This is a genomic window from Streptomyces sp. NPDC008150 (assembly GCF_042956945.1).
Classification (GTDB): domain Bacteria; phylum Actinomycetota; class Actinomycetes; order Streptomycetales; family Streptomycetaceae; genus Streptomyces.
In genome coordinates this window covers 318,941-331,724 of record NZ_JBIBHJ010000001.1, presented here as the reverse complement: position 1 = coordinate 331,724, position 12,784 = coordinate 318,941, and the positions used below count along the sequence as shown (strand labels likewise).

The 12,784-nt window shown below is 73.0% G+C and carries 8 protein-coding genes; all 8 read right to left on the bottom strand.

Annotated elements, in window-relative coordinates; genetic code table 11:
- Positions 1–86 precede the first annotated feature (86 nt).
- Entirely contained in the window at positions 87–2,006 is a 1,920-nt protein-coding gene (locus tag ACFZA0_RS01400) for an AMP-binding protein (protein ID WP_391009390.1), read from the bottom strand.
- Positions 2,007–2,133: 127 nt separating this feature from the next.
- A complete protein-coding gene (locus ACFZA0_RS01395) occupies positions 2,134–2,997 on the bottom strand; it encodes an ABC transporter permease (RefSeq protein WP_391009387.1) in 864 nt (287 codons plus the stop codon).
- Positions 2,994–5,675 carry an alpha/beta fold hydrolase gene (locus tag ACFZA0_RS01390; RefSeq protein WP_391009383.1) on the bottom strand — a complete coding sequence of 894 codons (2,682 nt, stop codon included), beginning with the start codon at positions 5,673–5,675 and terminating at the stop codon, positions 2,994–2,996. Before ACFZA0_RS01390 ends, ACFZA0_RS01395 begins: the two co-directional genes overlap by 4 nt.
- A gap of 82 nt (positions 5,676–5,757) precedes the next feature.
- The gene (locus tag ACFZA0_RS01385) at positions 5,758–7,167 is read right to left on the bottom strand and encodes an amino acid permease (RefSeq protein WP_391009380.1); all 1,410 of its coding nucleotides are present in this window, start codon (positions 7,165–7,167) and stop codon (positions 5,758–5,760) included.
- A gap of 375 nt (positions 7,168–7,542) precedes the next feature.
- A complete protein-coding gene (mmsA, locus tag ACFZA0_RS01380) occupies positions 7,543–9,045 on the bottom strand; it encodes a CoA-acylating methylmalonate-semialdehyde dehydrogenase (RefSeq protein WP_391009377.1) in 1,503 nt (500 codons plus the stop codon).
- 14 nt (positions 9,046–9,059) lie between these two features.
- Complete coding sequence (gene iolD / locus ACFZA0_RS01375) at positions 9,060–10,943, bottom strand: 3D-(3,5/4)-trihydroxycyclohexane-1,2-dione acylhydrolase (decyclizing) (RefSeq protein ID WP_391009373.1); 1,884 nt, start codon at positions 10,941–10,943, stop codon at positions 9,060–9,062.
- The gene (gene iolB / locus ACFZA0_RS01370; protein ID WP_391009370.1) at positions 10,940–11,788 is read right to left on the bottom strand and encodes a 5-deoxy-glucuronate isomerase; all 849 of its coding nucleotides are present in this window, start codon (positions 11,786–11,788) and stop codon (positions 10,940–10,942) included. The genes iolD and iolB overlap by 4 nt, the downstream gene beginning before the upstream one ends.
- Positions 11,785–12,735: a 5-dehydro-2-deoxygluconokinase gene (gene iolC, locus ACFZA0_RS01365; protein WP_391011760.1), complete on the bottom strand. Its 951-nt coding sequence runs from the start codon at positions 12,733–12,735 to the stop codon at positions 11,785–11,787. Before iolC ends, iolB begins: the two co-directional genes overlap by 4 nt.
- Positions 12,736–12,784 lie beyond the last annotated feature (49 nt).

The window sequence follows — 12,784 nt, the reverse complement described above, 5'->3', positions numbered from 1 at the left end:
CTGAGTCCTCCCGCTCCGCACCGACGGCGGGTCACCGGTCTCCGGTGGCCCGCCGTCGTGCTGTTCCCAGGGGGCGGCGGGCGGGGTCAGCCGCCGTACAGCTCGTCGATCTCCGCCGCGTACGCCGTGGTCACCTCGCGGCGCCTGATCTTCAGGGACGGGGTGAGCAGCCCGTTCTCCTCGGTGAACTCGGCGCCGACGAGCCGGAAGGCGCGGATCGACTCGGCGCGCGAGACGGCCTCGTTGGCGTAGTCGACGGCCTTCTGCACCTCGGCGACCAGTCGCGGGTCCTCGACCAGCTCGGTGAGCGGGGTGTCGGCGGGCAGCCCGCGCAGCGCCAGCCAGTGCGCGACGACCTCGGGGTCGAGGGTGACCAGGGCAGCGACGAATGGGCGGTTGTCGCCGACCACGACGCACTGGCCGACCGGCGGGCGGCTGCGCAGCCGGTCCTCCAGGACGGCCGGGGAGACGTTCTTGCCGCCGGAGGTGACGAGGATGTCCTTCTTGCGGCCCGTGATCGTCAGGTAGCCGTCGTCGTCGAGGGCGCCGAGGTCGCCGGTGGCGAACCAGTCGCCGCGCAGTACGCCCGCGGTGGCGACCGGGTTGTTCCAGTAGGCGCCGAAGACCGCGCCGCCGCGGACCAGGACCTCACCGTCCTCGGCGATCCGGATCGCGGTGCCGGGGACGGGCAGGCCGACGGTGCCGGGGCGCGGTGCCAGAGGCGGGACGACGGTGGCGGCGGCCGTGGTCTCGGTGAGGCCGTAGCCCTCGTAGATCATGATGCCGGCGGCCTGGAAGAAGAGGTTGAGGTTGCGGTCGAGCGGGGAGCCGCCGCTGATGGCGTAGCGGACCCGGCCGCCGAGTTCCTTGCGGATGCGGCGGTAGACCAGCAGGTCGTACAGCGCCCAGGCCGCGTACAGCCGGGGGGCGGGGCCCGGACCGGTGCCCAGGAAGCGGCGGATCACCGCCTCGCCGAAGCGGACGCCGATCCGGTCGGCGCGGTCGAAGGAGGCGCCGCGGCCGATCTTCTCGGCGGTGGCCCGCCCGGTGTCGTGGATCTTCTCGAAGAGGTACGGCACCCCGACCAGGAACGTGGGCCTGAACTCCTTGAGCATGGGCCGCAGTTCGGCGGGCTTGATGCTGGGGCAGTGGCCCAGCTCGATGCGGGCGAGCAGGCAGGCGATCTGGATGGTGCGGCCCAGGACGTGGGCGAGCGGCAGGAACAGCAGGGTCGACGCGGACTGCCCGGTGACCTCCTTGAAGATCGGGTGCAGCAGCTCGACCGTGTTGGCGGCCTCCGCGTGCAGGTTGGCGTGGGTGAGCACGCAGCCCTTGGGGCGCCCGGTGGTGCCGGAGGTGTAGCAGATGGTGGCGACGTCGTCGGGGGTCAGGGCGGCGCGCCGCGCGGTGACCTCCTCGTCGGGTATCTCCCGTCCCAGTGCCGTGAGTTGGCCGATGGCGTCGGCGTCGAGGCGCCACACGCGCGGGGGTTCGGAGTGTCCGGCGGTGGCGGAGGCGACGGTGGCGGCCATGTCCGCGGTCTCGGTGACGACGAACCGGGTGACGGAGTCCCGGACGATCCACTCGACCTGTTCGGCGGAGGAGGTCGCGTACACGGGGACGGACCGGCCGCCGGCCGCCCAGACGGCGAAGTCCAGCACCGTCCACTCGTAGCGGGTGGCGGACATGAGGGCGACGCGGCCGCCCGGCTCCAGGCCCGCCGCGATCAACCCCTTGGCCACCGCGGTGACTTGGGCGGCGAACTCCGCCGCCGTCACCGGCTGCCACGCGCCGCCCGCTCTGCGGCGCAGCACCACGGCGCCGGGCGCCTCGGCCGCGTTGGTGAAGGGCAGGTCGGCGACGCTGCCCGTCTTCCGCTCCGGCGCGAGGGCGGCTGTGCTCACCTCGCGGACGGTGCCCTTCTCGTCCCTGACCAGCTCGACCCGGGTGCGGCCCGCCAGGTCGGTGCGCTGCCGCGCCTGCTTGAGTTCCCTGCGTACGCCCACGACGGCTCCCGTTGACGGCTCTACTGGCGTGCTGAAGACCGTACTTACCGGGGAGTAAACTTACTCGCGCGTAGCCGGAGGTCAATGGGGCGGGCGTTCCCCGTCGGACCTCGCGGTCCCCTCCCGGCTACGACACGATGTCCTTGCCCGCGAACCCCCGGAACGCCAGGGCGAACAGGATCAGCGCGTACGCCACGGACACCGAGGCGCCCTGGACCATGCCGGACCACTCGGCGTGCGGCTGGAGGACGTCGGCCCACGCGAACTGCCAGTGCGCGGGCAGGAAGTCGCGCCAGTGGCCGAGCGCGGTGACCGCGTCCAGGACGTTGCCGACGATGGTCAGGCCCACCGCGCCGCCGACCGCGCCGAGCGGGGCGTCCGTCTTGGTGGAGAGCCAGAACGCCAGTGCTGCGGTGACCAGTTGGGACACGAAGAGGTACCCGACGGCCACCGCGAGACCGCGTACGGCGGTGCCCGCGTCGAGGGCGCCGCCGGTGGGGACCTGCAACGGACCCCAGCCGTAGGCGGCGGCGCCGACCGCCAGCGCGACCAGCGGCAGCAGCACCATCGCCGCGAGGCTCAGGCCGAGCCCGACGACGAGCTTGGACCACAGCAGCCGGGCCCGGGGCACGGGCGCCGCGAGCAGGTAGCGCAGCGAGGACCAGCTCGCCTCCGAGGCGACGGTGTCGCCGCAGAACAGCGCGACCGGCACCACCAGCAGGAAGCCCGCCGAGACGAACAGGTTGACGGCCGCGAAGTTGGCGGCGGACGAGGTGGCCGTGTCCATCAGGGTCACCTGGTTGTTGCGCGCCCCGGGGGCGCCGCCGATCGCGAAGGCGACGGTCAGCACGAACGGCAGGGCGAACAGGATCGCGCCCATCACGAGGGTGCGGCGGCGCTTCAACTGCCGTACCAGTTCCACCCGTACGGGCAGGGTGCGGCCCGCGCGGTAGCCGGTGGCGACCTCGGTGCGGCCGGTGAGCGTGCTCATGCGGAACCTCCGATGAGGGTCAGGAAGGCGTCCTCCAGGCGGCGGTGCGGGCCGACCGACGCGACGGGCACGCCGAGCCGGACCAGTTCCGCGACCAGGCCCACGGTGCCGGTGCCGGGGTCGAGCCGGACCAGGACGCCGCCGTCGACGGGCAGGGCGGACGCGACACCCGGCAGGGCGGCGACCTTCTCCAGGAGGGCCGCGTCCAGCGGCGCCGGGGTGCCGACCAGCAGGGTGTCGCCGGAGCCGACGATCTCCCGCACCGGGCCGGCCTGCACCAGCCGGCCGCGGTCCATGACGACCAGGTGGGTGCAGGACTGCTCGACCTCGGAGAGCAGGTGGCTGGAGACGATCACGGTGCGGCCGGCCGCCGCGTACCGGATCATCACCTCGCGCATCTCGCGGATCTGCGGCGGGTCGAGGCCGTTGGTCGGTTCGTCCAGGATCAGCAGGTCGGGCAGGCCCAGCATGGCCTGCGCGATGGCCAGGCGCTGGCGCATGCCCTGCGAGTACGTGCGCACCGCGCGGGACAGCGCCTCGCCGAGGCCGGCGATCTCCAGGGCCTCGTCCAGGTGCGCGTCGCCGGGCGGGCGGCCCGTGGCGCGCCAGTACAGCTCCAGGTTGTCGCGGCCGGAGAGGTGCGGCAGGAAGCCCGAGCCCTCGACGAAGGCGCCGACGCGCGACAGGACGGGCGCGCCGGGGCGGACCGCGTGGCCGAAGACGCGGATGTCGCCGTCGTCGGGGCTGATCAGTCCCATCAGCATGCGCAGGGTCGTCGTCTTGCCCGCGCCGTTCGGGCCGAGCAGCCCGAGCACCTGGCCCTTCTCCACGCCGAAGGTCAACTCCCGTACGGCGTACCGGTCGTTGGAGCGTGCGTAGCGCTTGCTGAGGCCCGTGATGCGCAGCGGGACCTCGGCGAGCGCGGGGTCCGGGGCCGGGTGCGCGGTGCGGCGGCGTGCCGTGAGCAGCAGGGCGAGCGCGACGGCGGCCGCGGCGAGCGGCAGCCACCACACCCACGCCGGCAGCGGCGCCGCCGCGGTGGTGACCCCGGGCGCGGTCGGCACCGTCAGCCGGTCGGACCCGGCGAGGGAGACGGTGTACGTGGCGGGGGCCGCCGGGGAGGCGTAGGCGAGGTCGGTGGAGGCGAGGACCAGGCGCAGCCGGTGGCCCTTCTGCACCTCGTGGTCGACGGCGGGCAGGGTGACCCGGACGTCCTTGCCCTGCTTCGCGCCCTCCACCCTTAGGGGCGTGACCAGTTGGGCGGGCAGCACCTGCTGCGCGTCCGTGCCGACGTCGTACAGCTTGGCGAACAGGACGGCGTCGTCGCTCGTCGAGGTGACGTGCACGGTGACCGTGGGCGAACCGGTGATGCGCAGGTTGTCCGGCAGTGGCGCGGAGTCGAAGCGGGCGAACTGGCCGGGGAAGTCCAGCGAGACGCCGACGCCCAGCGAGGAGAGGCTCGACAGCCCCGCCGCGCCGCCGAGGCCGGGCAGGGCGGAGACCGCGGGCGGGGTGCCGCCGGCCGGGTTGACGACGCGCTGCGTGGTGCTGTCCAGGCGCACGGCGTGCGGGCCGCTGTCGAGGCCGGGGTAGCTGTCGCTGCTCGCGCCGCGTTCCTGGGCGGCGCCGTCGGTGGTGTCGACGCCGCCGGTGCGAGTGACGCGGAAGGCGGGGCCGGTGTCGGCGCCCTTGTCGCCCTTGAGGTACCGGTCGAACCAGGACGTGACCCGGCCCTGCACGCGGGACGCCTCCATGTCGCCGCCGTCGTGGCCGCCCGCGATCCAGTCGACGTCCACGGGCGCGCCGTTGGCGCGGATCGCGCGGGCGGCGGCGTCGGCCTGGCCGAGCGGGAAGAGGGAGTCGGTCTGGCCCTGCACGAGGAGGGCCGGCACGTCGATGCGGTCCGCCACGGCGGACGGCGAGCGCTCTTCGAGGAGGGAGCGGGCGGCGGCGTCGGGCTTCCCCGACTCGGCGACCCGCTCGTACATCGCGCAGAGCTTCTTCTCGAACTGGGCGCAGCCGCCGCCGGAGTTGACGAAGATGCCCGCCCACAGCTTCTTGAACACGCCGTCGGGGAACAGGGCGTCGGCGAGGTTCCAGTAGGTGATCTCGGGCGCGATGGCGTCGATCCGGTCGTCGTACCCGGCGGCGAGCAGGGAGACCGCACCGCCGTAGGAGGCCCCGGTGACACCGACGCGCGGGTCGCCCTTCGCGTCGAGCTCCACCTCGGGTCGGGCCGCCAGCCAGTCGACGAGCCGGGAGACGTCGGCGACCTCGCCCGCGGGGTCGTTGAGCCCGATGCTGCCGCTCGACTTCCCGAAGCCGCGCGCCGACCAGGTCAGCACCGCGTACCCGTCGGCGGCGAGCCTCTGGGCCTGGCCCCGCACGTCGTCCTTGCTCCCGCCGAACCCGTGGGCGAGCAGCACGGCGGGGCGGCGGCCGGTGGCGTCCGAGGTGAAGTACGTGGTGTCGAGGCGTACTCGGCCCCCCATGGACAGGGTCCGGTCGGTGCTGTGCACGGTGCCGGAGCCGCCGGCGGCGGCGGCCGGCACCCCGGACGCGGTGGCGGCCCCGGCCAGCACGGCGAGCACCGCGAACAGGGCCGGCAGGCGCCGCGGCCCGCGTGCGCGGCGCGGCGGACCCGGGCGGCGCCGCGCTCCGGGGAGTCGAAGATCCATGACTCAACGGTAAGCGGGGCGCGGGCCGCAATCTGCCGCCTGAGGTCTGAACCGCGTTTCCTCCCAAGGGAGTAGAGCGGGCCTACTCCCGCATGTCTTCCGGGATCGACACCAGCCAGCGGGTGTCGCGGCGGGGACGGAGGTAGAGGGCCCAGTAGAGCGTGGCCACCAGGACGATGCCGCCCGTCCACAGCAGGTAGCCGGTCTCCTGCTGGGTCAGGACGTAGCCGAGGACCACGATCAGCAGGATCGGCAGGGCCGGCCACAGGGGCATGCGCCAGGCCTTGGCGTGGCGGTGGGCGCCGCGGCGGGAGAGCAGGGCGGCGACCGCGACGAGGAGGTACATGCCGGTCACGGAGACGCCGGTGACGCCGTAGAGGGTGTCCAGGTTGACGAAGCAGAGGATCGCGCCGGGCACGCCGACCGCGAGGGTGGACACCCACGGGGAGCCGAAGCGGCCGAGCTTCGCGAAGACGTTGTTGACCGGCTCGGGCCACGCCTTGTCGCGCGCCGAGGCGAACAGGACGCGGGAGTTCTGGATGACCATGACGATGCCCGCGTTGATGATCGCGAGGGCGACGCAGAGGCTGACGAAGGTGCCGACGGCGGAGTTGGACCACGCGGTGACCATGCCGCCGAGGTCGCCGGAGGTGAGCTGCTGGAGGCTGTCGGCACCCATGGTGATGGCGACGACCGGGACCAGGATGATCACGGTGGAGATCGCGAGGGTGGCGAGCACCGTGCGGGCGACGTTGCGGCGCGGGTTCTCCAGCTCCTCGGAGAGGTAGACCGCCGTGGAGAAGCCCTGCGTGACGAACAGCGCGATGGCGAGGCCGGAGACCACCAGCATCGCGGTGACGGCGTCGGTGTGGCCGTGCTCGCCCGCCACCTGCATGGAGACGAGGCTGCCGGCGCCGCGGTGGCTGTGCGCGAAGCCGAGGACGGCGACGACACCGGCCGCGATGACTTCGAGGACCAGGAAGATGCCGGTGATCCAGGCGTTGGCGCGCAGGTCGAGCAGACCGGCCAGGGTGGCCAGGATCATCACGCCCGCGCCGGCCATCGACGCGTTGAGATGGACCAGGGGCGCGAGATAGTCGGCGGTGCCGATCGCGATCACCGGCGGCACGATCATCACGACCAGCAGCGACAGCACGAAGACGAGCCAGCCCGCGAGCCGCCCGGCCATCGTGGAGACCATGGCGTACTCGCCGCCCGCGCTGGGGATGAGGGTGCCCAGCTCCGAGTAGCAGAACGCCACGGCGATACAGATCAGGGAGCCGATGGCGATCGTGAGGGCGGTCGCGGTGCCGAGGGTGCCGAACAGGTCGGGGACCACCACGAAGAGCGTCGAGGCGGGCGTCACGCAGGACAGCGTCAGCAGGGTGCCGCCGACGACGCCGATGGAACGCTTGAGCTTCCGGGACCCGTCGTCGATCCTGTCGATCGTGTCGGCGACGGCGTGCTCGACGGAGCGGAGCGTGTCGGTCATGCGCGGTTCCGTTCGGTCAGTACGTGAGAAGGTCGCGTCCGGGAGCGCCATCGCCTCCGGCGGCTGCTCTGCGTGCTGTTCGTCCGCTCCCGGTGCTGCATGGAACCCCGACGAAAACCATCACGTCAATGGCCGTTTACCTGCGGAATCCGCAGCCGCGGAGCGACGCAGGTCACATCGATTTCCCAGGACATCCGGGCTCGACAGCTCATTCATCACCCTTGTGCGCGACACGACCTTGCTTTCCAAGGTGATCGAGCGGAGTGACCTACGTCATCCTTTTCCTCCCGGATGAACGGGAACCGCAGCGGGGGTGACGAAAAAATGTCGGGCCGTCCGCATAGCGAACAGCCCGACACGGCGTGACGGTGACGGTCAGTGGTTGCTGGGGAACCCGAGGTCGACGCCGGAGGGGCCCTCGGCCGGGTCGGGCCAGCGGGTGGTGACGACCTTGCCGCGCGTGTAGAAGTGCGTGCCGTCGTTGCCGTAGACGTGGTGGTCCCCGAACAGGGAGTCCTTCCAGCCGCCGAAGGAGTGGTAGCCCACCGGCACCGGGATCGGCACGTTCACGCCGACCATGCCCGCCTCCACCTCCAGCTGGAAGCGGCGGGCCGCGCCGCCGTCGCGGGTGAAGATCGCGGTGCCGTTGCCGAACGGCGAGGCGTTGACGACCGCGAGGGCCTCCTCGTAGGTGTCCGCGCGCAGCACGCACAGCACCGGGCCGAAGATCTCGTCCGTGTACGCCTTCGCCGTGACCGGCACCCGGTCGAGCAGGGAGATGCCGATCCAGTGCCCGTCCTCGTGGCCCTCGACCGTGTGGCCGGTGCCGTCGAGGACGACCTCGGCGCCCTCGGCCGCCGCGCCGCTCACGTACGAGGCGACCTTGTCGCGGTGGGCCGCGGTGATCAGCGGGCCCATCTCGGAGGCCGGGTCGTTGCCGGGGCCGATGACGATCTTCTCGGCCCGCTCGCGGATCTTCGCGACCAGTTCGTCGCCGATCGCGCCGACCGCGACGACAGCGGAGATCGCCATGCAGCGCTCGCCGGCCGAGCCGTACGCGGCGGAGACGGCGGCGTCGGCCGCGGCGTCCAGGTCGGCGTCGGGCAGCACCAGCATGTGGTTCTTGGCGCCGCCGAGCGCCTGGACCCGCTTGCCGTGCGCGGTGGCCGTGGTGTGGATGTAGCGGGCGATGGGCGTCGAGCCGACGAAGGAGACGGCCTTGACGTCCGGGTGCTCCAGCAGGCGGTCCACGGCCGTCTTGTCGCCGTGCACGACGTTGAAGACGCCGTCGGGCAGCCCGGCCTCGCTCAGCAGCTCCGCGATGCGCACGGCGGCCGACGGGTCCTTCTCGGACGGCTTGAGCACGAAGGTGTTGCCGCACGCGATGGCGATCGGGAACATCCACATCGGCACCATGGCCGGGAAGTTGAACGGCGTGATGCCCGCGACGACGCCCAGCGGCTGGCGGATCGAGGACACGTCGACCCGGCTGGCGACCTGCGTGGACAGCTCGCCCTTGAGCTGGACGGTGATGCCGCAGGCCAGTTCGACGATCTCCAGGCCGCGGGCGACCTCGCCGAGCGCGTCGGAGTGGACCTTGCCGTGCTCGGCGGTGATCAGCCCGGCGATCTCGTCGCGGTGGGCGTCGAGCAGCGCGCGGAACGCGAACAGGATCGAGGTGCGCTTCGCGAGGGACGACTGGCCCCAGCTCACGTAGGCGTCCTTGGCCGCGGCGACCGCGGCGTCGACCTCCTCGACGGAGGCGAAGGCGACCTTGGTGGTGACCGCGCCGGTCGCCGGGTCGGTCACCGGCCCGTACGTGCCCGACGCGCCCTCGGCGGGCTTGCCGCCGATCCAGTGGTTGACGATCTTCGTCATTCCCCAGTACTCCTTCACAGATGGCGGCGTCGCGTCATGGCCTGACGTTCGTACGACTCCCGGGCCCGCACCGCGGACGGCCGGGTCGCGGTCTCGGCCACGGGTACATCCCACCAGGCCTGCCCGCCCGGCGCCCCCGACACTGTGTCTGCCGTTGCGGTCTCCACGTAGACACATGTGGGAGTGGCCGCGTCCCGGGCCTCCAGGAGGGCGGAGCCCAGTTCCCGCACGGTGGTGGCGCGCAGCACACGCATGCCGAGGCTCGCCGCGTTGGCCGCGAGATCGACCGGCAGCGGAGCGCCCGTCAGGGAGCCGTCGGCCGCCGGGAGGCGGTACGCGGTGCCGAACCGCTCGCCGCCGACCGCCTCGGACAGGCCCCCGATGGAGGCGTATCCGTGGTTCTGCACGAGGACGACCTTGAGCGGCACGCCCTCCTGCACGGCGGTCACGATCTCCGTCGGCATCATCAGGTACGTGCCGTCGCCCACCAGTGCCCACACCGGGCGCCCGGGGGCCGCGAGGCTCACCCCGATCGCGGCGGGGATCTCGTAGCCCATGCAGGAGTACCCGTACTCCACGTGGTACTGGTCGCGCGAGCGCGCCCGCCACAGCCGGTGCAGGTCGCCGGGGAGCGAGCCGGCCGCGTTGATCACGACGTCGGTGGCGTCGACGACCGCGTCGAGGGCGCCGAGGACCTGCTCCTGCGTGGGGCGCGCGTCCGGGTCGGCGGCGGTGAAGCAGGCGTCGACGCCGCGTTCCCAGGCGGCCTTGCCGCGCGCGTACTCGGCGGCGTAGTCGTCCGCCACCCGGTACGCGTGCGGGCGCAGCGCGGCGGTCAGTTCGGACAGGCCGGTGCGGGCGTCGGCGATCAGCGGGGTGCCGGCGAGCTTGTGGCCGTCGTGGGGCGCGACGGTGAGGTTGAGGAAGCGGACGCCGGGTTCGGCGAACAGGGTGCCGGAGGCGGTGGTGAAGTCCGTCCAGCGGGTGCCGACGCCGATCACCAGGTCCGCGGTGCGGGCGAGCGCGTCGGCGACGGCCGTGCCGGTGTGCCCGACACCGCCGACGTCCTGCGGATGGTCGAAGCGCAGCGAGCCCTTGCCGGACTGGGTGGAGGCGACGGGGATGCCGGTGGTCGCGGCGAACTCGCAGAGGGTGTCCTCGGCGCGGCTGTGGTGGACCCCGCCGCCCGCGACCAGCAGGGGGCGCCGCGCGGACCTGATCAGCCGTACGGCGGCGGCGAGTTCGGCCGGGTCGGCGCCCGGCCGGCGCACCGCCCAGACCCGTTCCGCGAAGAACTCCTCGGGCCAGTCGTACGCCTCCGCCTGGACGTCCTGCGGCAGGGCGAGGGTGACGGCGCCCGTCTCTACGGGGTCGGTGAGCACCCGCATCGCTTCGAGCGCGGCCGGGACCAGCGCCTCGGGGCGGGTGATCCGGTCGAACCAGCGGGACACCGGGCGCAGGCAGTCGTTGACCGACACGTCGCCGGCGTAGGGGACTTCGAGCTGCTGGAGGACCGGGTCGGCGGGCCGCGTCGCGAACACGTCGCCGGGGAGCAGCAGGACGGGCAGGTGGTTGACGGTGGCGAGCGCGGCACCGGTCACCAGGTTGGTGGCGCCCGGTCCGATCGACGTCGTCACCGCGTGCGTGGAGAGCCGGCCCGACTGCCGGGCGTAGCCGGTCGCCGCGTGCACCATGGCCTGTTCGTTGCGGCCCTGGTGAAAGGGCATGACGTCGGCGTACTCCAGGAGCGCCTGGCCGATCCCGGCGACGTTGCCGTGCCCGAAGATGCCCCACGTCGCGCCGATCAGCCGGGCGCGGGCGCCGTCCCGTTCGGTGTACTGGGCGGCGAGGAACCGCACCAGTGCCTGGGCCGTCGTCAGCCTCACCGTCGCCGTCACCGGTAGCCTCCCGCGGTCGCCGTGTGGTCGGGGTGGAAGCAGATCCGCCACTCGCGCTCGGCGCCGGGCCCCGCCATGACGTTGAGGTAGTACATGTCGTGGCCGGGCTGCGCGACGGACGGGCCGTGCCAGCCGTCGGGGACGAGGACGGCGTCGCCCGAGCGGACCTCGGCGAGCACGTCGGCGCCGCCCTCGCGGGAGGGGAACACCCGCTGGTAGCCGAAGCCGCCGCCCTCGATCTCGAAGTAGTAGATCTCGCAAAGCTCCGACTCCAGCCCGGGGCGGTCCTCGTCGTGCTTGTGCGGCGGGTACGAGGACCAGTTGCCGCCGGGGGTGATGACCTCCACGGCGATGAGCCGGTCGCACGCGAACCCCTCGGCCGAGGCGAAGTTCCGTACCCGGCGGGCCGTCTGGCCGCTGCCGCGCACCTCGACCGGTACCTCCGGTGCGGGACCGTAGCGGGCGGGGAGTCGTCGCCCGCACTTCGCTCCTGCCAGGGCGAAGCGGCCTCCCGCACCGGAGGCGATCTGTGCGCGGGCGTCCCGGGGCAGGTACGCGAAGTCACTGACGGACGCGAACACGCTGTCCCTGCCCAGCAGATGGAACGTCTGCTCCGCCACGCGCACGGTACAGCCGCCGGTGAGCGGCAGCACGATCCACTCGCTTTCCCCGGTGTCCAGTTCGTGAACACCGCCCGCCGCCAACTCCAGTACGCGCAGGGCCCCGTGGGGCCAATCGAGCACGTCGGGTCCGATGTCGAGGGCGTAATCCCCTTGCGCTGTCGTGCCGTTGGGGAGGTGGAGCTCGCGGCGCGCCGCCGGCCGGCCGGTACCGTCCGCCGTCACAGGACGGCCCCGGCGGTGAGCGCGCCCTCGATCTCGGCGACCGTCGGCATGGCGGAGGAACACTCCAGGCGGGAGGCGACGATCGCGCCGGCCGCGTTCGCGTACCGCAGGGTGCGGGCCAACTCCCAGCCGGACAGCAGTCCGTGGCAGAGCGAGCCGCCGAAGGCGTCGCCCGCCCCGAGGCCGTTGAGGACGTCGACCGGCAGCGGCGGGACCTCGGCCTCGGTGCCGTCGCGGTGCAGGGCGAGCACACCGAGCGGGCCCTGCTTGACGACGGCGAGTTCGGCACCGGCGTCGAGCAACGCCTGGGCCGCGGCGCGCGGTTCGCGCTCGCCGGTGGCGACCTCCACCTCGTCCACGTTGCCGACGGCGACGGTGGCGTGCCGCAGCGCCTCGGTGTAGAAGGGGCGGGCGGCCCGCGGGTCGGGCCAGAACATGGGGCGCCAGTCGAGGTCGAAGACGGTGGTGCCGGCGCGGGCGCGGTGCGCGAGGGCGGCGAGGGTCGCGGTGCGGCTGGGCTCCTCGCTCAGGCCCGTCCCGGTCACCCAGAAGACCCGGGCGCGGCGGACGGCGTCGAGGTCCACGTCGTGGGCGTCGATCTCCAGGTCGGGCGCCTTGGGCTGCCGGTAGAAGTGCAGCGGGAAGTCGTCGGGCGGGAACACCTCGCAGAAGGTGACCGGGGTCGGCAGGCCCGCGACGGGGGTGACCCAGCGGTCGTCCACGCCGAAGTCGCGCAGGGCCTGGTGGAGATAGGCACCGAAGCCGTCGGCCCCGGTGCGGGTGACGACGGCGGTGCGCCGGCCGAGCCGGGCCGCCGCGACCGCGACGTTCGCCGCCGAACCGCCGAGGAACTTCCCGAACGAGGACACCTGCGCCAGCGGCACACCGGTCTGCAACGGGTAGAGGTCCACCCCGATCCGCCCCATGGTGATCAGGTCGTAGGCCATCAGGTCGTCGGCCATCAAGTCCCCTTCGTGTCGCTCCTCACGGTTTCTA